Below are 21,870 nucleotides of genomic sequence, written 5' to 3' on the forward strand. Positions count from 1 at the left end.
CTATGTGTTATTCTGTTCCCTTTCTACTTTATTATAGATGTCAACCTTTGCCTACACCAGTTTACAAATCTTCTCGCTTGCTGTAGGAAAGTGGTTTTGTGGCAGGACCTTCTAAGACGTTGCCTTTTGCATCGAAACGAGAGCCGTGGCATGGACAATCCCATGACCGCTCGGCATTGTTCCATTTCACTGTACAGCCGAGGTGCGTACAGGTCAGGTTGACGACATGGCATTGGTTATCCAAATCTCGATAAACGCCACTCGTCTTGCCATCAACTTGCACGACCCCACCCTCGTCTAGCTGTAGGTCTTTTACATCTTTTCGTTCAAATAGCCGATCGACTGTCCCTTTCGCAAATTGAGTGGCAGTATCTAAGTTCGTTTTAAGAAATGCACTGATATCACTAGATTTAACCGTTTGACGGAGCGGTGAGACCAGATTGACGAATCGGTTCGGACGACCTGTGAGTTGATCCGCGAGCAAGGTGCCGGCAGCGATTCCGTTCGTCATCCCCCATTTCGAAAATCCAGTCGCCACAAAGAGATCTGGTTCTCGCTTGAACATTTGCCCTACGTAAGGAAGTCCGTCTAAGGTGATAAGATCTTGAGATGACCACCGATAGGATGCCCGATTCGTTTCGAAATGTGCCTGGGCATCATGCTCTAATCGATCATATCGGTTACGCGTGTCAGTGACTTGCCCCGCCGTATGCCCTTCACCGCCAACTAGTAAATAGGTCTTTCCGTTTTCCTCATAGGACCGAAACGAGCGTTCGCTCTGTCCTACCTCTAAGTACATCCCTTTAAGTGGTCGACTCCGCGATTCACAGGCGACAATATACGATCGCTCAACAGAAAATTTCGACACATATAACCCGCGCAGGTCATTGAATGGATAATGGGTCGCGATCACGACTTGATTTCCTTGTACTCTTCTACCGGTAGAAGTAGTGACTACAGGACGCGGTCCTTGACTCACTTCCGTCGCTCTAGAGTTTTCATAAATCTTCCCACCGAGTTGAACAAAACGATTCGCTAATTCACGTAGATATTTCACGGGGTGGAATTGGGCTTGGTCATGAATCACCAACGCCTGCTCGATTGAAAACGGGAGCGCTTTTCTGACTTCTTCCGTCGCTTCTCCCCCGTCAATCTTTAAGCGACGATACGCATCCAGTTCTTTCGTAAGTTCTTCGTTCGGTTCCCTAGAATAAAGAAACGATTGTTCATTCGAGTGATCGCAGTCAAACCCTTCTTCGATTTGATTTTTCAAATAGACGAGCGCTTCTGAGTTGAACTCGTAATATAAACGCGCGATGGATTCATCAAAACGACGAATCAGCTTATGATAAATCGTCCCATGTTGAACGGAACATTTTGCTGTCGTATGTCCCGTCGTCCCATGTCCAATCTCAAACGCCTCTAAAAGCGTCACTTGCCTCCCTCGTTTTTGGAGTTCATAGGCGCAGACGAGTCCTGCAATCCCTGCCCCGATGACGACGACTTCGGTCGATTCCGAAACGGAAAGGGATGGGTACGGCGTCCCAGTATCATGTTGACGCCAAATGGAGTTCGTGAACGGATAACGATGCATGACGCATTCTCCTCTCAAAAAGTGACATCTTTACCCTTATACCCGAAACACAATTCTTTCATCGCCGATCAATCATTGACCTAGTTCTTTATTTTAACAGCGAAAAAAATAAGCGTTTTCTATTATGTTTATAGAGTAACCAAAAAAGGAGGGACTTTTGTTGACCCGAAGAAGGAGACACCGAAGAAGAACGTACATCATGCGAAGAATGATTGCCGCAGTCGTTTTGCTCGGAATCATCGCACTGATCCCGACGTTGGTCGGATTTAAACAAGATAAAGAGGCAATGACACCAGCAGAGGCTTCCACACCAAAGGTCGAACCGATGAAGCAAGGTCCGGTTTTTCCGGAGATCGATATGGGTTCATGGCGGCCGAGTGAGGCGACATTGCTTTCAAATGAAGAAATCCCTGTCGGCGCGTTGACCTTCGTCAATGTGACCAACCAAGAGATATTAATCGATAAAAATGCCAATGACCGTGTGTTTCCAGCCAGTACGACCAAATTGATGACAGCACTTCTCGCCTATGAAAAGGCGTCTGCAGCGAATGAGCTCGACCAGCCGATCATCACGATTCAACAGTCGACACTCGACATTCCATGGGATAGCCACATCGCACATCTTGCCATCGGAGATACATTGACAGTCCGGCAAGCACTTTACGCCACGCTACTCGAATCTGGAAACGATGCTGCGAACAGCCTTGCGGAATACACGAGCGGGTCGACCGAGGCCTTCGTTCAAATGATGAATGACCGAGCAAAGGTTTTAGGATTGACTGGAACGCATTTCGTAAATGCGCATGGCTACTCGGATCCGAATCATTATACGACGGCGAACGACATGGCTAAAATCGCCTTCGCATTCAGTACATACCCGGAGTTGATTGAAATTGCCGGGACTTATGAATTTAAAGCCGAATTTAAAGATAAAGACGGTAGCGGCAAACGTCGTTGGTGGTATCACCTCGGTTCATCGGTTAATGAACGAAGTGTCAACTACTCCAAGTTTGTGACCGCCACGAAGACGGGTTATACGGACGAATCCGGATATACCATGGTATTCATCATGAAACATAATAGCGAAACATATATCTTGGTTACGATGCAGGCGAAGTCTGGACAAACATTCCCGACGATGCGACTCGTTGAAGAAAAAGCATTCAAATAAAGAAGTAAAGAGCATTCAAAGATGCTCTTTTTCTTATGATTAAAAATATGTTTTCTGAAAATTTTCCCATAAATATTACATTCATGTTACACAGGAAAGTCCTCAGCATTTCAAATATTCATAATATTTAAACTTTTTATTTGAAAATTTTAGCCTTCATCCGTTGGTATAATGGGCTTTAGAGCCGATTTTATGAAAAAGAGTCAGTTTGCAATCATTTCAAAGGTTCTGTAAGGTAAAGCACAAGTTCGCATTTTCAACTTTTGTTTTTAACTGTGTGATGTCTTCACACAATCGCGAACGAGTTGATTAAATAGATCTTTTAACTTAATAGGAGGTAATTCAATGTTATGGCAAGAATGGGTATCCATCGCGCTTTATCTCGTGATGATGCTTCTTATCGGATACGTTGCTTATAAACGAACGACCGATTCATCAGATTATATGTTAGGTGGCCGTAAAATGGGGCCAGGTGTTACAGCCATGTCAGCCGGAGCTTCGGATATGAGTGGTTGGATGTTAATGGGACTACCGGGTGCAATGTATGCAACTGGACTATCAGCAATTTGGTTAGCCGTTGGATTGGTCATCGGAGCTTACTTGAACTACTTGTTAGTTGCTCCACGACTTCGCGTCTTCACAGAGATGGCGAACGATTCGATTACGATTCCAGATTTCTTAGAGAATCGGTTCCGAGATCACTCGAACTGGCTACGGATCCTTTCTGCATCCGTCATCATCATCTTCTTCACGTTCTACACGTCAGCTGGGCTTGTATCCGGCGGGAAGTTGTTTGAAAGCTCATTCGGATTAAATTATCAGACAGGTGTCATTGTCACAATTAGTGTCGTCATCTTATACACCCTCTTCGGTGGATTCACGGCAGTTAGTTGGACGGACTTCGCACAAGGTGTCATCATGTTCTTGGCGCTCGTGCTCGTACCATTTGTCGCTTTAACAGATATCGGTGGAGTAGACACTGCTGTCAACTCTGCAACGACAATCAATGCCGATTTGTTCGACCTCTTTAAAGGGACGACGACTCTCGGGATTATCGGTCTCCTCGCTTGGGGACTTGGTTACTTCGGTCAGCCACACATCATTGTTCGCTTTATGGCAATCCGTGATGTGAAATCATTGAAAACGGCTCGTCGTATCGGGATGAGCTGGATGACAGTATCTATCATCGGTGCCGTCATGACAGGGTTCGTCGGAATCGCTTATTTCCGAGGACAAGGAAATCCACTCGGGGACCCGGAAACAGTCTTCATTCAATTCTCTGAAGTCTTGTTCCACCCGTTCATCACTGGTTTCTTATTGGCAGCCATCCTTGCTGCGGTCATGTCGACGGTATCGTCGCAATTGCTCGTCACATCATCTGCATTGACAGAAGACTTCTATCGTAAATTCTTCAACAAAGATGCAAGTGAGAAGACGATGGTCCTTGCCGGACGTGTTGGTGTCTTGCTAGTAGGAGTTGTAGCGACGCTCATGTCACTCAACCCATCAAGTACAATCCTTACACTCGTCGGATATGCATGGGCTGGATTCGGTTCTGCATTTGGACCAGCAATCCTCTTGTCACTTTACTGGAGCAAGATGACGCGTCAAGGTGCCCTCGCTGGTATCCTCGTCGGAGCCATTACCGTCATTCTCTGGATCGTCACTGGACTTTCGACAGTCCTTTATGAAATGGTACCTGGCTTCTTCTTGAGTATGTTGGCAATCGTGCTTGTCAGTAACTTTACTAGCCAGAAAGAACAAAAACGTATTAACCGTGAATTCGGTGAAATGGAAGCTGAATTGGCAGCTGCGAAGAAAGAGTAACGATTCACACAAAAACTCGGTTCCCTATAAAGGGACCGAGTTTTTTGTTTTACATCGATGCTGCGATTAACCAGACACGAATCACAAACGGTACGAGAACCAACACGAACATTGCGTTTCGCATCCACCGATTTCGGTTCCAATAGTACGCCATTAGTACGAACGGATGCAATGCGACCAATTCGTATGGATTGAACCAAAACCATGTGAGAATCAGTACGATTAAGAAGTACAATACTGATTTTTCTTTCGACGTTCGGTATTCACGCCACATATCATAGGCGCCTTTAAAGAAAGCGATGAATGTTGCAATCCAGAATACGATGACAATCACATTATCAAATCCACTAAACAACTGAGTAACCACCTTTTAGGAAGGATTTTCTACATAAAAACCGCCCCAGTAAATATGACGGTACGTAAACTCTTTTCCACTTTCTACAGTAATCACAATTTCATCTTCCGTCAACACGAGGACATGAACCGGTACCTCACCTTGTCGAAGCATCGGGCTAAATAATTGAAACTGTTTGTTTAACCATTTGCGCTCTGAAAAGTTTTGATAGTGATGTAGAGAAAGCATCGGATGGCTCAAGTATGCAGCTCCAACTATCGCGACAGCGATCGGTGGCGCGCCGATTTCCATCATGAACGAGAAGACGAGAACAAGTGATAGCAATCCGTAACCGAACTCTACTAATTCCATGAGAGATGCCCGACTGGCTATCACATACTGAATTACACGAAACATGAGATACAAGATGATACTGACAATCAAGTACTCAGAGAATGGCGAATGGCGGAACGAGACGTCTAAATAGAACAAGACAGGTAACAGTAGGATCCATTTCCATAGATGTAAGGCGAGGTAAAACAATGATTGATCGATGAAACGACGATTGTGTACGAGCCGTTGCATATCCATGTTTCCCACCTCCGCTTTGATGATGTGACCTTACGATACCATTCCCTATTCTTTCGAATGATAACTAGCAATTACACGTCTAACGAAGTTTTTCTTTCCTCTCGATTAACGTCGCATTCAACAGCCCACCAAGCAAGATGACAGAGGCAGCGAGATAAAACCAAATCAATAAGACGATGAACGCACCGAGTTGACCATAAAACTGTTCATAGTTTGCAAATTGTGAATAGTAACTAAACACGTTCGAGACAAGCAGAATCCCTACTGTTGCAAAAGCGGCTCCGGCCCAACTATTTTTAAATGTTCCGGACACACTTGGCAACCACTTATATACAAATACGAATACAGTGAATAGAAGACCTGTTCCGATGATCCATCTGAAGTAAAACCAAATCTGCGCATATGTCGTGACAATCTCATCGATGAACAACACGTATGAAGAGATTTCTCGAAGTGCCGTCTCAATCACAGGGACAAGCAATGAAAATGGCAACACAAACATGAGCGCCAAGGTGATGGCGATATCCTGTAAGACGCCCCTCCAAAAGGCTTTATTACGAACAGCCCGGTAGGCATCGTTCAATGCTCGCACGAGAGATTGTACGGCCATAGATGAGATCCAGAGTGCTGGTAAGATACTGAATGATGCCAATTTCAATTTGGAGTTGTCGAATACGGCTTCAATGTTCCCTTCTAATAGCTTGTAACTGGCTTCAGGCATGATGAGTGATAACGCTTGAATCACATCGCCACTCGTAAACGGCAAAAATCCGACAATCCCTAATACGAATAATAGGAACGGGAACGTGGATAGAATGAAATAATAGGCCAACATGGCCGCTTGATCAAAAAATCGTTCCGTAAAAAATCGCTTGACGACTGTCAAAAATACTTGTTTCATCGATACTCTCTACTTTCTTTTAATAAAATAATAGCGGTATTTGAAATAAATAATTTGAAATGAAGAGGAAACCCCTGATGCCAGGGGCGTCCCAATGATGATCTTTAACTGATTTCTTCTATTTTCGTTTCCCACGCTTCGATGTGCTCTTTACCAGGAAGATCGACACCATCTTTAAAGAATTCCGGGTCTCTTCCTTCTTTCTTTTGAACCATATAGTCATCGAGGAGCGTCTTGGCGACTTTACTCAATCGGAAGATCGCATACATGTTGACGAGTGCCATCAGCCCCATAAAGATGTCGGCAATCGACCAGACGAGTCCCGCCGATCGTACTGACCCGAACATGACCATCCCGACAACGGCAATCCGATAGATAATCAAATACCGCTTCTTCTCAGAAATGAACTCGATGTTCGTCTCCCCATAATAATAATTGGCCAAAATCGAACTGAAGGCAAAGAGTAAGATGGCGATTGTCATGAGCGTCGTCGCAATCGGTCCAATTTCGACGAGAAGCGCCTCTTGGGCAAGCTCGATCCCTTGGAATGCTTCAGAGCCTTCGACACCTGAGATAAGGACAATCATCGCCGTTGCGGTACAGATGAACAATGTGTCCACAAATACACTAAGCGATTGAATCAATCCTTGTTTGACCGGGTGACTCACCTCAGCGGTAGCTGCGGCGTTCGGTGCAGACCCCATCCCTGCCTCGTTCGAGAACAGGCCTCGTCGAATACCTTGGAGGACAGCTGCACCGACCGCTCCACCGAACAACTGTTGGAAACCGAGGACACCTTCAGAGAAGATGGCCGAGAACACTTGTGGCACGACATCAAGATTCGTAAGGACGACCCAAATGGCTAGTAAGATATAACCGCCCGCCATGATTGGTACAATGATTCCCGATAAGGTCGAGATGGAACGAATCCCACCGAAGATGACGATAGCGGTGACAACGGATAAGATGATGCCGACCCAGACCGTATCGATCTCAAATACGTTATTAACGGAGAGTGCGATTGTATTTGCCTGGACGGAGTTGAAGGCAAAACCGAAGGCGAACGTAATCAAAATGGCAAATACGATGCCTAACCAGCGTGCACCGAGAGCGCGCTCAATATAGTATGCCGGACCACCACGCCACGCCTTGCCGTCATGCACTTTATACACCTGGGCGAGCGTACTTTCAACGAATGCCGACGCCGCTCCAATCAGTGCAATGAGCCACATCCAAAATACGGCGCCAGGTCCGCCTAAAGCGATAGCCGTCGATACGCCGGCGATGTTCCCCGTACCGACTCGTGCCGCCGTTCCGATGGCGAATGCTTGGAAAGATGAGACCTGTCCTTTCTCATGCTTGATTCCTTTCACGAATAAAAGTTTAAACATTTCCGGTAACATTCGAAATTGAACGAACCCCATCCGAATCGTAAAATAAAGACCTCCTGCAATCAATACGAAGATGAGAAGGTACGACCATAAATAGTCATTGATTTGCATAATCAGTTCACGAATATCCAACGAAATCGCCTCCTTTTATCGAGTTTTTACCCGGTCTGAATATGACGGAAACAGTATGTTCACCGCACTTCCTTTAGAATCTCTTCACAGAGACGATGTGTCTCGAGACTGTCTTCCGCGACAACGGAGGCGTTCGGTTCCCCACGAAGTAAACGTAAGAAGTCTTCCACAAGGTCGATAAAGCCTCGACGCTTTAAATTGGACTCCCACGGGTCGAGCGACCATTCCTTCACACCGTCTCGTCCATAGTCTGTAATCCGCTCCACATCGCGTGTGACCCGCTTCACGGTCGGTGACATGACCTCCATCACTTCTTCGGTACAACCGTTGTCTCGGTTCATCCAACCGATTGCTTCGATTCCCCCTGCCATGAAATGAATTATCACTTGTTTCAGCACATCCCCTTCAAATCGTGGTATCACGCGCAACCGCTCGACAGGCTGAAGATCGGTCAAATAACGGAGCGTATCGACGACATGCACGAAATCTTCGATCACAAATTCACGGAGCGTTGCCGGTTTATACGTTCTGTTCTTTTGAATGAAGACCATATTTTTTTCTTCGATTTGTTTGAGTGCCTGCGTGGCCGTCGCAAATCGGCGATTGAAGCCCGTGACGAGATGTACACCTTTCTCGTTAGCGAGTGCGACGAGTCGCTCCGTTTCTTCAAGAGTGAACGTGATCGGTTTGTCGATGAAGACATGCTTCCTTTGCCGCAGACAATACTCGGCTTGCTCATAGTGGACAGCTGTCGTCGAATGAATCATGACGGCATCGATTTCTGCCATCGGCACGGCGTCGAGCTCCGTATATCCTCCTTTAAAACGATAGGTCGAGATGACTTCGTGTAACTTTTGTTCATCTCTAGAGACAAGATACACATCGACGTCCTTTAATCCGGCATATACTGGCAGATACGCTTTTTTTGCCACGTCACCTATGCCTACTACCAAAATATTCATCTACTCACTCCTCCAATATTATGTAGAAAGCCCGAAGCGACTGCCTCGGGCTCACGTAATAGATACAATCTCAAAACTTGTGATCGGTTCACGAATCGCGTCAGATACAATCTGATAAGCCGCATGTAGTTCTTCTTGATTATTTAAGTCCGGCACACGATCCATTTCCACCTCGACCGTCCGAGTGTTTTGTTCTTTCGCATGTAACTGATATTCGACGGTATACTTTTCCATCATCTGTCCCCCTCTAATTATACATATGTTATGTATAACCTGTTAGACGGATGATGAAACAAGTGAGTTTGCTCTAATAAAATAGAAAATGACCGCTCAGTTGAACGGTCATGGATTCATTATTCTGATTTCGGTTTCTCGTCACGGTCCGGACGTGGACGGCGCTTTCCGAAGTATTGATAATATTGCGTTTCGATATTTCCGTTGTACAACTTCCGACGCTTCGTCGCAGGGCGTCCGTATGCCTTCTCGAAGTCTTCATAACTCGTCAACATGTAGACGCTGTAACCAGGGTATTTCGAATATTGTTCTCCGATTCGCTCATACAAGTCGATGATCTCTTCTTCTGACTGAAGTCGTTCCCCATACGGAGGGTTACCGATGATGACTCCGTACTCTTCTTTCGGCTTCAGTGCGGCTGCGTCACTATGGACGAACGTGATCGCATCGCGGACGTCAGCGAGTTCCGCATTGTCTTTTGCGAGTTTGACCATCCGCGGATCGAGGTCGATTCCATAGATTTTTAGCGGTTTATCCCACTCCGCCTTCTCATTCGCTTCATTAATTGCCGCATACCAAGCTTTTTTTGGGATGCATGTCCAATCTTGAGCGAAGTAATCACGGTTGATACCCGGCGCGATATTTCGTCCAATCATCGCCGCCTCGATGGCGAGCGTCCCTGAACCTGTAAATACGTCATAAAACGGCATGTCCGGACGCCAGTTTGTCAATTGAATCATCGCCGCTGCCATCGTCTCTTTGAGTGGAGCTTGCGAATGAAGCTCACGGTAGCCACGACGATGGAGCGGACCGGACGTGTCGATCGTGATGGTCGCCACATCTTTCAATAGGGCGACTTCGATTGGGAATTTCGCGCCTGACTTCGGCAACCATTCTCCCTCTTTACGATAGCCGCGTTGCATCGCTTCAACAATCGCCTTCTCCGTAATCTTCTGACAGTCACGAATCGAGAACAGCTTCGATTTGACCGAGCGTCCGTCGACCGTGAACGCCGCGTCCCACGGCATGAGGTTGGTCCATGGTAACGCTACGACCCCGTCAAACAATTCTGTAAACGTTGTCGCCTTGAACTCGGCAACGACGAGTTTGACCCGGTCTGCTGTCCGCAACCACATGTTCAGACGTGGGATGTCTTCTATTTCCGCGTCGATATAAATCCGTCCGTTCTCGACTTCGCACGTGTATCCTAAATCCCTTACTTCTTTTGCCACAAGTGCCTCGATTCCCATCGCTGCCGTCGCAATCAGTTTACGTTTTGCCATCTAAATCGCCTTCCTTCTACATAAATATCTTTCAGTCATTTTGTAAGTTGTAAAAAAATCATGAAAAAAGGAGCTCAAGTATATGTGCTTGAACTCCTTGTCGTTGTCAGTTGAGACTATGTTGTCCTGTAAGCCATGTTCTGTACTCCGGTGCTCATAACGGTCTCCCTGGCACGATGGAGTGACAATCATCTATCTGCGCACATCGGCGCCCTCCGTCCCGTTCGATTCCGGTCTGGAAGTTCCCCTACCATAGTTTGGGTTTCTCGCTCGTGGGGTTTACCTCGTTCCACTCTGAACGTTTCCGATCAGACTCCGTCACTGTGGCACTTTCAAGAAGCGTACACCATATCCGAGGACTTAGGTGTTTCTTCTGCCGTCAACTTGCGTTGCCTACACTTATCGTTTCGTGTAGCACGATCACTACAGCCATCACAGGCTGTGCGAGCATGGACTTTCCTCAAGACTTGCGTCCCGCGATTGTCCAGACCTCATAGTCACTTCAACCATTGTAGCTGAAATTTGAACGGTTGACAACTTAAATTTGAAACTTGATTTTACGTTCAGTCAGCGCTAAAATAAGGCGTGTTCATTGAATAAGGAGGGATTTTGATGCATCAGGATGCAAAAAACGGTTGGATTCAACGTCTGACTTATGTAATAGAAATCGATGACATTAAAGTGCTCCACCCGAACAACGGCGTGTTCGCCTTCTACCGAAATAATCGTCTCGTCCGAGGGTTTGAACCGTTCGATATCAAGGCACCGAACGAACTCTCGAAACGACCTTATCATTTTGACCATCACAATTTAGCACACCTCGAGGAGCGTTTCCCGGATGCCATTCCAGTATTCGATGAAACACATGAGACGCGTCGTGCTTGGAGCGACCGCATCCGAGTCGGCCTTTGCGAAATCATCCGAGATGGGAAACTCAGTTTCGAGCATATTGATGACCAAGGTAACGTATTAGAAGCGAGTATCCGTTGGTGTGGAGAAGCCATCACCATCGATTAAATAGAAGAAGCCGTCTCTCCGTTAGGAGTAGGCGGCTTTTTGTCTTATAAAGTCTCTGTGACCGGAGGCTCGTCTTCAATGATTGGTGGCTCATAAGATGTCGTCACCACTTTTTCGCGAAGGTCCGTCGGCTTCAGAATGACGGTCAACTTTTCCGCCGTCTCCCCTCTTACCGGGAATGTCCCAGCGATGTGGAGCGCTTCGTATAAGACCTTCCCATTTGAATCAAGTACCGTGACCGTCCCTTTTCGTGTCGTATGAATCGTGAATGTCCCTTCCTCCGACACCTTCACAGAAACTGCCGTCTTCAATGTGTTGACATAATCGATCGTTCGGCTCGTGTAGCGCTTATGTTTTCCGTCCGTTACTTGACCGACGATGCGGTATTGTCCGCTCGGTAGCCAATCCCCACTCGAATACATCGTGAACGACCGATTTGGAGTAAGTGTCTTAATTTTCTTGTTCCCTTGATACAGTGTGAACGAAGATTTCAAGTTCGAATGGTTCATGACACTCAACTTGACATCATTCACGTATCGGCTCTTCCACACCGAAGGGGCAGAGATATGAATCGGGCGAGCCGTCGCTTCTAATAGTTTCATTGTATTCAATTCCGTATAGGACTTGCCGGACGCTCGAGGCATCTTCGCAATTAACTGGTCGATCTCACCCGGTGTCAAATAAGGGTTGATCGATTTGACGAGCGCGAGACTCGCCGTGACCATCGGTGCCGCCATCGACGTCCCATCCATATAGATAAAGCGGTTGTTGACCCCGAGCGAGAGGATGTTCACACCTGGCGCCACGATTTTGACGCGATCGTCCATATTGCTAAAGCTCGCGAGACGATGTCTAGAATCAATTGCACCGACCGCGATTACTTCTTTCATGTTCGCGGGAAAGTTAATCGTCTGTTTTCGATCATTTCCAGATGATGCGACGATAATGACCCCTTTTGCCCTTGCCCGTTTGATTGATGCGGCCAAACGACTATCATAATCATCCCCACCAAGCGAGAGGTTGATGATGTTCGCCCCTTTCGCCACAGCCGTATCCACGGCATTAGCGACCGTCCAAGAGTCCGTTTTATCTTTATTCACCCCGTAAAACACATTATAGAAGTGGTAGCGGACGTTCGGCGCGAGTCCTGCAATCCCAAAGCGGTTATGTTTCCCGGCCATGATTCCGGCGGTATGCGTACCGTGAATATCCGCAGTATACGGACCTTTCATGGAATTGACGACACGAGGAACGTTCTTCAAATCCGTATGGTTCCGGTCAGCTGACGAGTCAATCAGCGCCACAACGATATCACTTGCGCCTCTCGTCTTACTCCAGGCCAAATCCGTACCGATTTGCTTCACATAATATTGACTCGTGACTTGTGGTTCTGAGACGACGTAGCCATGTTTCTTAAGGATGACTGGCTTTGCAGCATCTACTCCCACCGGCAGTAAAAGGGCAATCGCTGTCAAAAGGGCAATCTTTTTCATTCCTTCCGCTCCATTCCAAACTGATAAAGTGACTCCATTATCTCAAACTTTGGATTAGATTTCCCTTTTTTTGAATGAAAAGTTGTCGACAAATTCACCAATAGCTTGGCTCATCCGGATGTAACATATCAAACTCGACAATCCGTCCAATCGTCAAGTACGTATAGTAGCGCGCCAGTTCCACCCGGCTTGGGTCGGGACGAAATCCTTCTAAGTCCTCTCCGAGCGGGGAGCCGTCAATGGTCTCAAACTGCTGGCAAAAAAAAGACTCGGTTTCGGCGTCCCAGACGATACGATCTCCGATATATCCGCTTCCGAAGCGGATGTAATCGATGATGGACGGAACGATGACTTCTGCCGGCAAGCGTTCGCTCATCCGACCGACGAGCTCATATCGCAAGCGATCTGCCTGATCGGCTTCCTCGAGGGAGGCACATTTGAGTACTTCTTTATTGATTTCAATCAATACAACATAATCCCCTGGTTCAATGGAGAGCTTCATCGCCTCACCTCACTTTTCATACCTTCATCCGATTTTCTACAAGTCATTATTCGAGATAAATGGTGGGAATCCTGTCCATTCATCATTTTTTTCCAAATCGCAGTTGAGTTCACAACGGTCGAACTGTTTTTGTTATACTAATCATATGAATTGAGAGAGAGGAAGTGCACCATGGCCAAACGACCGCTGACCCCTCGAGAAAGTGAGTTGATTGCGACCGCGTTATTTGTTGTCGGAAGCGTTCCCTATTCAGGACATATCGATCGTCTCGAATCCCTCACCTTACGTGATATCGCTGATGACTATTTGAATGGAACTGCCACTTCCGCAGACGCGATCGACGCACTTGATCAATACATCTACGTTCGGCGTCATCGCTTCAAAAACGTGACCCCTCATAACCTCTGGACATTGGATGACCGGACGGAACAGGAAGCACTGCGTCATATCTCCAAGCGACCTGAATTGAAAAAGGGTCAGACGTTGAATAAACGGAATCAACCGTTTCAAGCGGGACAAGAGATTGAGTTCAAAGTGGACAAGCATGTCGACCGTGGACAATTCCGCATCTACATCGGAAAACTTCAAGGCTACACGTGTAAAGCCCAGTCAAAAGAACGTGAAAAGATGAAGTCAGTGTCAGGATGGATCACACATATCGACCCGAAAGACCGACTGGTTTTTGTCAACGTGACAGACTTCGGACGGATGCCAATCGAACCTGCAATGAAACAAGAACTTGAATCGATGAGCGCCTCGATGCTCGGTTGGTTCGCCACGGCAACAATCCCTTCTGAAGAAGAAGCACTCCTTGCCAAACAGATGATCGGCACGTTACAGCGACGCGATCAACCGTATTGGTTCACGTTGACGACCGCGTTGAACCACCCTCGCCCAGAACATGTGAAACGCTGGGGAACAGTCGTGAATCTTCTCGTCAAAGCGAGTAAAGGTGACCAAAAGGCCATCCAAACATTAGAGACACAAGAAGACAAATATTTTAAGGATGCGTTCATCCGCGCACTCCGTGCCCTTCATCAAGAGATGACGAAACAATAAAGCTGATACGACTCGAGGTGACTCCGCATGGGTCACCTCGTTTCGTGACGAACCTATTTTGGAAAGGAACGACCGATATGCGTATACTCATCGTAGAAGACGACCCATCCATTTTACGCCTTGTGAAGGAGACGTTCGAAGATGCGGGTCATGAGGTATTGACGGCGATGGATGGGAACACAGGCGAAGAACGTTTTACAACGCAACCAATCGATGCCGCAATCGTCGACATCATGCTCCCAGGGCTTGACGGTCGTGAGTTGTGTCGACGACTCAAGGCGACTCTTGATATACCCGTCATCCTACTAACCGCTCTCGATGAATGGGAGGATAAGCGCCAAGGGTTCGAGCATGGGGCAGATGACTATGTAACCAAACCTTTCATCCCTGAAGAGTTATTGTTCCGATTGCAAGCCGTCTCGCGGCGTTATCAACGCTCGGCTGCTTCACAAATTCAAGCCGGTCCTCTTCGACTCGATTTAAGAGAGTACGAGGTGACGCTTGAAGGGCAGCTGTTCTATCTTCCTAAAAAAGAGTTTGAGCTATTATTTCAACTCGCCTCTTTTCCGGGAAGAGTGTATCGTCGTGAGGAGTTAATTGATTTGGTGTGGGGATTTGATTTCGAGGGGGATGAGCGAACGGTTGATGTTCATATCAAGCGACTTCGTAATCGGTTCGATCACCCTGCTCTGACAATTCGAACGGTACGAGGTGTCGGATACGCACTCGAGGTGAACGGATGAAGACACTCTACACGCGAATCATCGTCACGATGTTCCTGATTTTACTTCTTTCCGGAGCCATCTCTCTGTTGATCAGCAATGTGGCTTATTATACGTGGTGGCAACCTTCCTATAGCGAGAAGACGGAACGGGTCGCCAAAATGGCGGAGTCGTATGTCGAGAATCATACCGATTTAGACTATGATGCCTTCTATACCTTTTTAGCCGCGACCGGATACCAACTGGTCGTCGTGGACTCCGCAGACGAACGTCGACGCTTTGGCGGTGCATTTCGAGACGAGACCATATCTGACGCGGTGATTCAGTCCGTACGGAACGGAGCTCCCTATCAGGGAATGCGTGACTTTCCGTTTCATCTCTTCTTGCTCGGATTGTTCGATAATGAATTGACGAACACATATGGATTTACACTTGAAAACGGAGACGTCATTTTTATCCGTCCGGACTTGAGTGCCCAAATCCGTGAGTTACATCTGTTCGTCGGTCTATTTTTCGCACTCGTGACCCTCTTGGCATTTGGCTTGATCGCCATTTCGACAAGGTCCTTGGTCCGCCCATTGCAGACGCTCACGAAAGCGACCACATCCGTCGCCATGCGTAAAGCTCCGGAACATCTCCCCGTCGAGCGTCAAGATGAGATTGGGACGTTGGCACGACAATTTCAACACATGTCGAACGAGATCAATCGGACAGAAGCGAGACAAAGACGATTCGTTTCGAATGTCTCCCATGAATTCCAATCTCCGTTGACTTCCCTAGTTGGCTATGCAGAAAAATTGGCTGACGGAACGAAAGGAGAATCGAAGGAATATGCGCGTGTCATCGAACAGGAGACGAAGCGTCTATCCCAATTGACGAAACAACTGCTGCTTTTATCACGATTGGATGAAAATCCACCGATTCTCGAGACGAACGTGAATGTGCTTCAATCGGTATCCGAAGTCATTCAAATGAACGCATTCATTCTTGATCAAAAAGGGATTGCCGTCGTTACTGACATCCCACAAGACGTAGTCTTGAAGAGTGACCCGGTTCTACTCGCACAAGTTTGGAACAACGTATTGGTGAACGCCGTCCATGCCTCACGTGATGGAGGCACCATCCACATCACCTGTACCGTTGATCCGGGTGTCGTCATCTCGGTTACAGATGAAGGGATTGGGATGGATGACGAGACAAAAGAGCACCTCTTCGACCGCTTCTATCGCGGAGACACGGCTCGAACGAGTCAAGGGACAGGTCTCGGTCTCGCCATCACCTCAGATATCATCGACCTACATGGCGGAAACATCACAATCGAGTCTAGCCTTGGAATCGGCACCACGATCCATCTACATTTTTGATGTCGTTCATATTCTGTTCATATTGGTTGCGTACACTTCCTTCATCAGCACTTGAAGGAGGTTTTTTTATGCAGTTAGGTTGGAAAGAGATGTGGAGACAGAAAAGAAAGTTCTCCATGTTGTTCGTGATCACATTTTTGATTGTCATGTTGACGACACTCATTACAGGGCTAGCAGACGGCCTCGCATATGATAACGGTTCTGCGTTGCACGAATTGAATGCTACGACGTATCAACTTGATCCGGACTCAGAAGGTCAATTGACACGATCGTTTATAGACGTCAAAGCGGATACTTCAAACGAAACGATGAGCGTCCGACAGCTCACGGTCACGATTGATGGAAAAAAAGAAGAGGTCACGCTATTCGCCCTTCCAAGTGGAAGTAATATTGGCCCAGGTACTTATCTAGAAACAGGTGAAGTCTTGTTTGACCCAAGTCTCTCAGAACAGCTTGGAACAGGTGACACGTTGACCGACTTTGCGTCCGAATATCGTTTTACGATCGCCGGTGAGGCGCCTGGACGCTACAGTCATGGACCGGTGATTTACACGACGAACGAGACGTGGTTTGATTATTTGAATCAATCCGAACAACGTCCATATGTATCTGCTGAGATTGGAACGGAATCCACGATGTCCGATGCGCTCGTCATGAGTCAACAAGATTTGATTGAGTCGGTTCCTGGATATAGTGCCGAACAGAGCACATTCACGATGATGCGTGCCTTTCTGCTCGTGATCGGAACGTTTATTTTGACCGCGTTCTTTTATTTGTTCACGCTTCAAAAGTTACCTGAGCTCGGAATTCTGAAGGCAATCGGCCTCTCCCCACGTATCATCGGACGGGCACTGCTCTTTCAGGTCATCGTCATCGTGTCGGCGGCAGTCGCCACATCGATCGGGGTCATGTACGTCGTCGATGCGTTGATTCCATCATCATTGCCGTTTCTCGTCGACTTCGGTCATGTCGCGCTATTCGGATCCATGTTCATCTTCTTATCTGTTCTTGGTGCGTTGTTGCCGTTATGGAAACTCCGTCAAGTCGACGCAATTGAAATCATAGGAGGGAAAGCATCATGAGGTTAAGCCATGTATCACATCAGTTTGACGGTCAGCTCGTATTGAATGACATCGAGTTACATGTTTCACCGGGGGAATGCGTCGCCATCGTCGGTCCGAGCGGTAGCGGGAAGAGTACGTTGTTATACATCCTCGGTCTGTTGCGAAAACCGGATCAAGGAGCATTTTTGATGAACGAGCGAGACGTATTCGAATTAGATGAGGAACAACGTCGTCTGTTACGCCTGCATGAAGTTGGGTTCGTGTTTCAACAGGCCCACCTCATTCCCTACTTGACGGTGCTCGAACAACTAGAGCTGATTCAAGAGAAGAAAAAGTTGGATGCGAAGCAACTGTTGATCGACCTCGGCTTAGGGCACCGTCTGCACCATCTCCCGGCGACCTTGTCAGGAGGTGAAAAGCAACGCGTGGCCGTCGCTAGGGCCCTCATCAACTCCCCGCAACTCATTTTGGCAGATGAACCGACGGCGAGTTTGGATTATGAGAATGGACGTCTTGTAATGGAACTCTTGGCCAAACAAGCGCATGAGGAAGGAAGACGTGTCGTCGTCATCACACATGATGAACGCATGCTCGATGTGTGTGATCGTGTCCTTCGCGTGATTGACGGTACCTTGACCGAGCTCAACAAGGGAGAAGGGCATCACAACCAATTTGATGCAGCTGATGAGTGAGCCATCCTCCAAAGCGAATGGCAACACGGATTGATCCATTTTCTAAAATGGTCGCCTCTTCGATGGTCATCAGTCGTTCGATGATATGATTCGATTCGAGTCGAATCCCCGAGAGACAGGAGAAAGCGCGGACGATTTCCTCTGGTCGACACTCGACTAGACGCGCAATCTCTTGCACCTCGGTGAGGAGGCTTGTTTTGTTGTATAGAAAATACCGGTCGAGTATAACATCAAATACGAGTCCGACAACCCGTTCATCACCTTCAAGCGTCCACGAGAACGTCACTCCTCGCTCAAGCGTTCCCTCTCTGTCGCTCAACACCCTTTGAATCATTCGATAAATCTCTGTCCTCTCCATGTAGATGCCCCCACCCTCCTACTATTGTCACTTCATCATACCGTTCTCTACCTAATCTTTCGATGTGTCGTCATTCATTTAATTCACCTGCTTATGTTACGTATGCCCTCCCCTTATGTAAGAAAACAGGACCGTATCGAGTCGTTTCGGGTACAATAACGTTGAAAGGAGTCGGTATCAATGCAACGAAAATGGAAAATTGGATTAGCATCACTTTTCACAGGTTATTACGCAATCAGCTACTATGCCTTCAAACGAATGACGCGAGGCAAACGAAAGACTCCGGAGATGTTACTCGCTCCATATACGGACGAAGATCGCACCTTTTATCATGACGTACCGTTCGAGCATGTCTCGATTCAATCGCGTGATGACTTTCGCCTCTACGGGCGTATCTATCGGAATGAAGGGTCAACAAAGTGGATTGTGTTCGTACATGGATATACCGCATCACATAGTTTCATGGCCCCTCACCTCGCCATGTTCCATCGACTCGGCTACAACCTGCTTGCCGTCGACTTGCGCTCACACGGGGAGTCTGAAGGGATTTATGCCTCATACGGTTTCCATGAAAAAGTCGATATGATCGACTGGGTGGACTGGTTGAAGAAAGAGGAAACAGTCGATCAAGTCGGGCTTCACGGCGTCTCAATGGGAGCGGCCACCGTCTTGCAGACGACTCCGCTCACAGACGTCGACTTCGTCATCGCTGAATGTCCGTTTGACGATATGAAACAATTGATGCGTTATCAACTGAGAGAGTTACACCACATCCCAGCCGAACTCATTTTACCAGGAATCGACTATTTCCTTTGGTCTCGTGCCGGCTTCACGATGCGACAAGTCCAACCGAAAAAGGCCGTCACGGAAACGACGACCCCAATCCTATTCGTGCATGGTTCAAAAGATGATTTCGTGCCGACGTGGATGTCGGTCGAAATGAATGCCTTGAACCGAAAGAACGATTTGTTGTTAATTGATGGGGCAGAACATACCGATTGCATGATCAAGGACGCTCTCGCCTATGAGGAGGCGGTCACTCGCTTTTTGCATCGACATGGATTGGACCGGCAATCAAATCTAGAAGTACATGTAACACCATGACCGGCCAAAGGACTCCCATCCCTAAATAGAGGATGCCTAATCCGAATCCAACAATCCCTGTCGTAAATACTCCCTTTATCCCTTGATAGGCGTGGGCCACGCCGAAAAGGGCGCCCCCGATTAGGGCGAGAGTCACATCTGGCACCTCGATATAGAGGGAAATCGTGTATAGCAGGACACCTCTGAATATGAATTCCTCGGTCACGCCAGCCGTGACCGAGACGGCGTTCCACGCCTGTTCTTCTGCTTTTGTCCGGGGTAGTAGCAACTTCTCTAAATCGAGCTCATAGTAAGGGCGTAATACATGTCGGAGACGTGCTGAAGTTTTGACCAACAGATAAAAGATGAGTGTCACGGTGACTAGGATGCATGACAAGTAAAAAACTTGCCAAGCCTGTTCGTTCCCCGCTTCTGGTGCGAATGTCAATCCAACTTCCACTGGCGGTACTTGAAATAAAAAGATGAGGGCGACAATCAACAAGGTCAGTCCCCATGCTGACTTCACGGTTTGTTCGTACACCCATGCCCGTCCTCTCGTTTCAATCAAGGGACGAATCAATTTGGCATTAAAGATCTGAACGATCAGCATGTAGCCGATGATGGCTGTAAAAATCAAACGTTCGAGCATCCATATCCACTCCTGTCCTTCCTCTTAGCTATATGCTACACTATTCGGGTATTGTCTAAAAGCTAGGAGGCGGTATCTTGAAACGTATGATGCTGCGACTGACCGGTTTCATCATTGTGCTCGTGCTTTTGCTCGGGGCAGTCGGCTGGCTCGGTCAACATGATAAAGTGAACAATGGATTGTATCGAACCTATTATGGAGAGAACGGTGTTCCGAACACGCATCTGGCCGTCTATCAAGACGCTGCTGAAACATATGACGTGGACTGGCGCCTACTGGCAGCCGTTCACCGTGTAGAGACCATCTTCTCACACAGTTCGTCGATGCGTTCGTCTGTCGGCGCGATTGGGCCTTTTCAATTCATGCCCCGTACTTGGCTCGGTTGGGAATATGATACCGATGACCAAAAAGGCGATGTCCCAGAAGACGAAGTGGATTTGACGGACCTTGCCTTGATTGAACAGTATGGCGGACTCGGTCGCGACGGGAACGGCGATGGAAAAGCTGATCCACACAGTCTAGTTGATTCTGCGCACACGGCGGCGTATTATTTAAGTGAACACGGTGGAAAAAAGACAGATTCAGTCACATCCGTCCGAAACGCTATCTTCGAATACAATCGAAGTGAGCAATATGTCAATGATGTCATGACGTACTTCGAGAACTATGAATCAAGCGTGACGTTCATGCCTGATGAGCGCAATACGCTTAGTCAACGAGTTGCTTATTACACGATTCGATATGTCGAGTGGTTCAAAACGCTCGGCTGATGCTTACATGAAAAAGTGAGGAATGGAAATGAACACGCATGTAGAAGAAGTAACCATCCGCGTCAAATCAATCTTCAATGAAGATAAAACGAAACGCTATATGCGAACGTATGAGTTCACCGATGTGGAGGATGGCGTCATCTGTGCCGTCATCATTTACTCGCCGCGGATGAGCGATGCCTTTTTGTCCGGCACGACGACACAGCGTGCTTATATGTTGATGCAAAATCATTTGTCACAACCGATTCGAGAAATGCGGGTCATCAGTCTCGTCCCGACACTCGCCATCAATGACAACCTTCCATACGTGGAGTCTCAACTCGATGAGACGAACTACCATTACGTCGAAGAGACGTTACAAGAGGTAGAAGCAAGCGGCGGGATGATCATCGTCGGTTGGGGGTCTCCAGGTCGCTTGATGCACCACTCGACATCTTACAAATCGCTCTTTGCGGATTATGAAGCGAACATGTATTGCATCGGTACGACAGCAAAAGGCGAGCCACAACAGATTCGAATGGCCAACGAGAATACCGTTCTCGAGGCGTTCAACAACGAATCGGTCAAACCGAAGTTTCGCATCGTGAAAGAAACGAAAAAAGACGACTCTCCGTGAGTCGTCTCAGGCTGTTGATGAATCAAATCGCCATGTGCGATTTGATTCTTTTTTATGTTTA

Annotated in this window: 23 protein-coding genes and 1 other RNA gene; 11 read left to right on the top strand and 13 right to left on the bottom strand. The window is 47.4% G+C overall.

Features of this window, described 5'->3' with window-relative positions:
* Positions 1-61 precede the first annotated feature (61 nt).
* Positions 62-1,594 (bottom strand): FAD-dependent oxidoreductase, encoded by a 1,533-nt coding sequence (locus KNO73_RS04265; protein ID WP_215112119.1) that lies wholly within the window; start codon positions 1,592-1,594, stop codon positions 62-64.
* Between the two features lie 199 nt (positions 1,595-1,793).
* Here KNO73_RS04265 and KNO73_RS04270 point away from each other — a divergent pair, with 199 nt between their 5' ends.
* On the top strand, positions 1,794-2,765 hold the full coding sequence (locus KNO73_RS04270; RefSeq protein WP_251024843.1) for a D-alanyl-D-alanine carboxypeptidase family protein: 972 nt from the start codon (positions 1,794-1,796) through the stop codon (positions 2,763-2,765).
* 345 nt (positions 2,766-3,110) lie between these two features.
* Positions 3,111-4,592 (top strand): sodium/proline symporter PutP, encoded by a 1,482-nt coding sequence (gene putP, locus KNO73_RS04275; protein WP_078146955.1) that lies wholly within the window; start codon positions 3,111-3,113, stop codon positions 4,590-4,592.
* A 49-nt stretch (positions 4,593-4,641) separates the two neighbouring features.
* On the opposite strand, the gene KNO73_RS04280 is transcribed toward putP, so the two are convergent.
* The 8 genes from KNO73_RS04280 to rnpB form a co-directional block, all read right to left on the bottom strand.
* Positions 4,642-4,947: a hypothetical protein gene (locus tag KNO73_RS04280; protein WP_078146956.1), complete on the bottom strand. Its 306-nt coding sequence runs from the start codon at positions 4,945-4,947 to the stop codon at positions 4,642-4,644.
* Positions 4,948-4,962: 15 nt separating this feature from the next.
* The gene (locus KNO73_RS04285; protein WP_012726366.1) at positions 4,963-5,517 is read right to left on the bottom strand and encodes a hypothetical protein; all 555 of its coding nucleotides are present in this window, start codon (positions 5,515-5,517) and stop codon (positions 4,963-4,965) included.
* A 79-nt stretch (positions 5,518-5,596) separates the two neighbouring features.
* Positions 5,597-6,418 (bottom strand): YihY/virulence factor BrkB family protein, encoded by an 822-nt coding sequence (locus KNO73_RS04290; RefSeq protein ID WP_214684210.1) that lies wholly within the window; start codon positions 6,416-6,418, stop codon positions 5,597-5,599.
* 104 nt (positions 6,419-6,522) lie between these two features.
* Positions 6,523-7,941 (bottom strand): alanine/glycine:cation symporter family protein, encoded by a 1,419-nt coding sequence (locus KNO73_RS04295; RefSeq protein WP_215112121.1) that lies wholly within the window; start codon positions 7,939-7,941, stop codon positions 6,523-6,525.
* A gap of 59 nt (positions 7,942-8,000) precedes the next feature.
* Positions 8,001-8,903, bottom strand: a complete 903-nt coding sequence (locus KNO73_RS04300) for a Gfo/Idh/MocA family protein (RefSeq protein WP_215112122.1) — start codon at positions 8,901-8,903, stop codon at positions 8,001-8,003.
* Between the two features lie 51 nt (positions 8,904-8,954).
* Positions 8,955-9,137: a hypothetical protein gene (locus tag KNO73_RS04305; protein WP_148209436.1), complete on the bottom strand. Its 183-nt coding sequence runs from the start codon at positions 9,135-9,137 to the stop codon at positions 8,955-8,957.
* Positions 9,138-9,256: 119 nt separating this feature from the next.
* Positions 9,257-10,420 (bottom strand): THUMP domain-containing class I SAM-dependent RNA methyltransferase, encoded by a 1,164-nt coding sequence (locus KNO73_RS04310; protein WP_215112123.1) that lies wholly within the window; start codon positions 10,418-10,420, stop codon positions 9,257-9,259.
* Positions 10,421-10,544: 124 nt separating this feature from the next.
* Positions 10,545-10,912: RNase P RNA component class B (gene rnpB / locus KNO73_RS04315), an RNA gene on the bottom strand.
* 120 nt (positions 10,913-11,032) lie between these two features.
* Between rnpB and KNO73_RS04320 the strand changes: the two genes are divergently transcribed.
* Positions 11,033-11,437, top strand: coding sequence for a hypothetical protein (locus KNO73_RS04320; protein ID WP_078146958.1), 405 nt, complete (start codon positions 11,033-11,035; stop codon positions 11,435-11,437).
* Between the two features lie 44 nt (positions 11,438-11,481).
* Here the strand turns inward: KNO73_RS04320 and KNO73_RS04325 are convergent, their stop codons facing one another.
* Both KNO73_RS04325 and KNO73_RS04330 read right to left on the bottom strand, forming a co-directional pair.
* Entirely contained in the window at positions 11,482-12,930 is a 1,449-nt protein-coding gene (locus tag KNO73_RS04325) for a S8 family peptidase (RefSeq protein WP_215112124.1), read from the bottom strand.
* Positions 12,931-13,024: 94 nt separating this feature from the next.
* Positions 13,025-13,432 carry a hypothetical protein gene (locus tag KNO73_RS04330; protein ID WP_012726374.1) on the bottom strand — a complete coding sequence of 136 codons (408 nt, stop codon included), beginning with the start codon at positions 13,430-13,432 and terminating at the stop codon, positions 13,025-13,027.
* Positions 13,433-13,603: 171 nt separating this feature from the next.
* Here KNO73_RS04330 and KNO73_RS04335 point away from each other — a divergent pair, with 171 nt between their 5' ends.
* The 5 genes from KNO73_RS04335 to KNO73_RS04355 all read left to right on the top strand — a co-directional run bounded on the left by KNO73_RS04335 (position 13,604) and on the right by KNO73_RS04355 (position 18,333).
* Entirely contained in the window at positions 13,604-14,491 is an 888-nt protein-coding gene (locus tag KNO73_RS04335) for a hypothetical protein (protein WP_215112125.1), read from the top strand.
* A 77-nt stretch (positions 14,492-14,568) separates the two neighbouring features.
* On the top strand, positions 14,569-15,234 hold the full coding sequence (locus KNO73_RS04340; protein WP_215112126.1) for a response regulator transcription factor: 666 nt from the start codon (positions 14,569-14,571) through the stop codon (positions 15,232-15,234).
* Positions 15,231-16,577, top strand: coding sequence for a sensor histidine kinase (locus KNO73_RS04345; RefSeq protein ID WP_078146963.1), 1,347 nt, complete (start codon positions 15,231-15,233; stop codon positions 16,575-16,577). Before KNO73_RS04340 ends, KNO73_RS04345 begins: the two co-directional genes overlap by 4 nt.
* Before the next feature lie 68 nt (positions 16,578-16,645).
* Entirely contained in the window at positions 16,646-17,659 is a 1,014-nt protein-coding gene (locus KNO73_RS04350; RefSeq protein ID WP_215112127.1) for an ABC transporter permease, read from the top strand.
* Positions 17,656-18,333 carry an ABC transporter ATP-binding protein gene (locus tag KNO73_RS04355; protein ID WP_078146965.1) on the top strand — a complete coding sequence of 226 codons (678 nt, stop codon included), beginning with the start codon at positions 17,656-17,658 and terminating at the stop codon, positions 18,331-18,333. Before KNO73_RS04350 ends, KNO73_RS04355 begins: the two co-directional genes overlap by 4 nt.
* On the opposite strand, the gene KNO73_RS04360 is transcribed toward KNO73_RS04355, so the two are convergent.
* Positions 18,284-18,691, bottom strand: a complete 408-nt coding sequence (locus KNO73_RS04360) for a hypothetical protein (protein ID WP_215112128.1) — start codon at positions 18,689-18,691, stop codon at positions 18,284-18,286. The two genes, KNO73_RS04355 and KNO73_RS04360, sit on opposite strands and share 50 nt — an antisense overlap.
* A gap of 180 nt (positions 18,692-18,871) precedes the next feature.
* Between KNO73_RS04360 and KNO73_RS04365 the strand changes: the two genes are divergently transcribed.
* Complete coding sequence (locus KNO73_RS04365) at positions 18,872-19,795, top strand: alpha/beta hydrolase (protein ID WP_214872609.1); 924 nt, start codon at positions 18,872-18,874, stop codon at positions 19,793-19,795.
* On the opposite strand, the gene KNO73_RS04370 is transcribed toward KNO73_RS04365, so the two are convergent.
* Positions 19,728-20,423, bottom strand: coding sequence for a CPBP family intramembrane glutamic endopeptidase (locus KNO73_RS04370; protein ID WP_215112130.1), 696 nt, complete (start codon positions 20,421-20,423; stop codon positions 19,728-19,730). The genes KNO73_RS04365 and KNO73_RS04370 overlap by 68 nt on opposite strands.
* Before the next feature lie 86 nt (positions 20,424-20,509).
* On the opposite strand from KNO73_RS04370, the gene KNO73_RS04375 reads away from it, so the two are divergent.
* Complete coding sequence (locus KNO73_RS04375) at positions 20,510-21,193, top strand: lytic transglycosylase domain-containing protein (RefSeq protein WP_251024917.1); 684 nt, start codon at positions 20,510-20,512, stop codon at positions 21,191-21,193.
* A 28-nt stretch (positions 21,194-21,221) separates the two neighbouring features.
* A complete protein-coding gene (locus KNO73_RS04380) occupies positions 21,222-21,809 on the top strand; it encodes a DUF1643 domain-containing protein (protein WP_215112133.1) in 588 nt (195 codons plus the stop codon).
* Positions 21,810-21,870: the final 61 nt, after the last annotated feature.

The organism is Exiguobacterium sp. s83 (assembly GCF_018617095.1).
GTDB classification, from domain to species: Bacteria; Bacillota; Bacilli; order Exiguobacteriales; family Exiguobacteriaceae; genus Exiguobacterium; species Exiguobacterium profundum.

Excerpts from the sequence above, each read along its gene's own strand:
- KNO73_RS04265 (WP_215112119.1), bottom strand. The coding sequence starts at position 1,594 with ATGCATCGTTATCCGTTCACGAACTCCATTTGGCGTCAACATGATACT.
- KNO73_RS04270 (WP_251024843.1), top strand. The coding sequence starts at position 1,794 with ATGCGAAGAATGATTGCCGCAGTCGTTTTGCTCGGAATCATCGCACTG.
- putP (WP_078146955.1), top strand. The coding sequence starts at position 3,111 with ATGTTATGGCAAGAATGGGTATCCATCGCGCTTTATCTCGTGATGATG.
- KNO73_RS04285 (WP_012726366.1), bottom strand. The coding sequence starts at position 5,517 with ATGGATATGCAACGGCTCGTACACAATCGTCGTTTCATCGATCAATCA.
- KNO73_RS04290 (WP_214684210.1), bottom strand. The coding sequence starts at position 6,418 with ATGAAACAAGTATTTTTGACAGTCGTCAAGCGATTTTTTACGGAACGA.
- KNO73_RS04300 (WP_215112122.1), bottom strand. The coding sequence starts at position 8,903 with ATGAATATTTTGGTAGTAGGCATAGGTGACGTGGCAAAAAAAGCGTAT.
- KNO73_RS04305 (WP_148209436.1), bottom strand. The coding sequence starts at position 9,137 with ATGGAAAAGTATACCGTCGAATATCAGTTACATGCGAAAGAACAAAAC.
- KNO73_RS04310 (WP_215112123.1), bottom strand. The coding sequence starts at position 10,420 with ATGGCAAAACGTAAACTGATTGCGACGGCAGCGATGGGAATCGAGGCA.
- KNO73_RS04320 (WP_078146958.1), top strand. The coding sequence starts at position 11,033 with ATGCATCAGGATGCAAAAAACGGTTGGATTCAACGTCTGACTTATGTA.
- KNO73_RS04325 (WP_215112124.1), bottom strand. The coding sequence starts at position 12,930 with ATGAAAAAGATTGCCCTTTTGACAGCGATTGCCCTTTTACTGCCGGTG.
- KNO73_RS04330 (WP_012726374.1), bottom strand. The coding sequence starts at position 13,432 with ATGAAGCTCTCCATTGAACCAGGGGATTATGTTGTATTGATTGAAATC.
- KNO73_RS04335 (WP_215112125.1), top strand. The coding sequence starts at position 13,604 with ATGGCCAAACGACCGCTGACCCCTCGAGAAAGTGAGTTGATTGCGACC.
- KNO73_RS04340 (WP_215112126.1), top strand. The coding sequence starts at position 14,569 with ATGCGTATACTCATCGTAGAAGACGACCCATCCATTTTACGCCTTGTG.
- KNO73_RS04345 (WP_078146963.1), top strand. The coding sequence starts at position 15,231 with ATGAAGACACTCTACACGCGAATCATCGTCACGATGTTCCTGATTTTA.
- KNO73_RS04350 (WP_215112127.1), top strand. The coding sequence starts at position 16,646 with ATGCAGTTAGGTTGGAAAGAGATGTGGAGACAGAAAAGAAAGTTCTCC.
- KNO73_RS04355 (WP_078146965.1), top strand. The coding sequence starts at position 17,656 with ATGAGGTTAAGCCATGTATCACATCAGTTTGACGGTCAGCTCGTATTG.
- KNO73_RS04360 (WP_215112128.1), bottom strand. The coding sequence starts at position 18,691 with ATGGAGAGGACAGAGATTTATCGAATGATTCAAAGGGTGTTGAGCGAC.
- KNO73_RS04365 (WP_214872609.1), top strand. The coding sequence starts at position 18,872 with ATGCAACGAAAATGGAAAATTGGATTAGCATCACTTTTCACAGGTTAT.
- KNO73_RS04370 (WP_215112130.1), bottom strand. The coding sequence starts at position 20,423 with ATGCTCGAACGTTTGATTTTTACAGCCATCATCGGCTACATGCTGATC.
- KNO73_RS04375 (WP_251024917.1), top strand. The coding sequence starts at position 20,510 with ATGATGCTGCGACTGACCGGTTTCATCATTGTGCTCGTGCTTTTGCTC.
- KNO73_RS04380 (WP_215112133.1), top strand. The coding sequence starts at position 21,222 with ATGAACACGCATGTAGAAGAAGTAACCATCCGCGTCAAATCAATCTTC.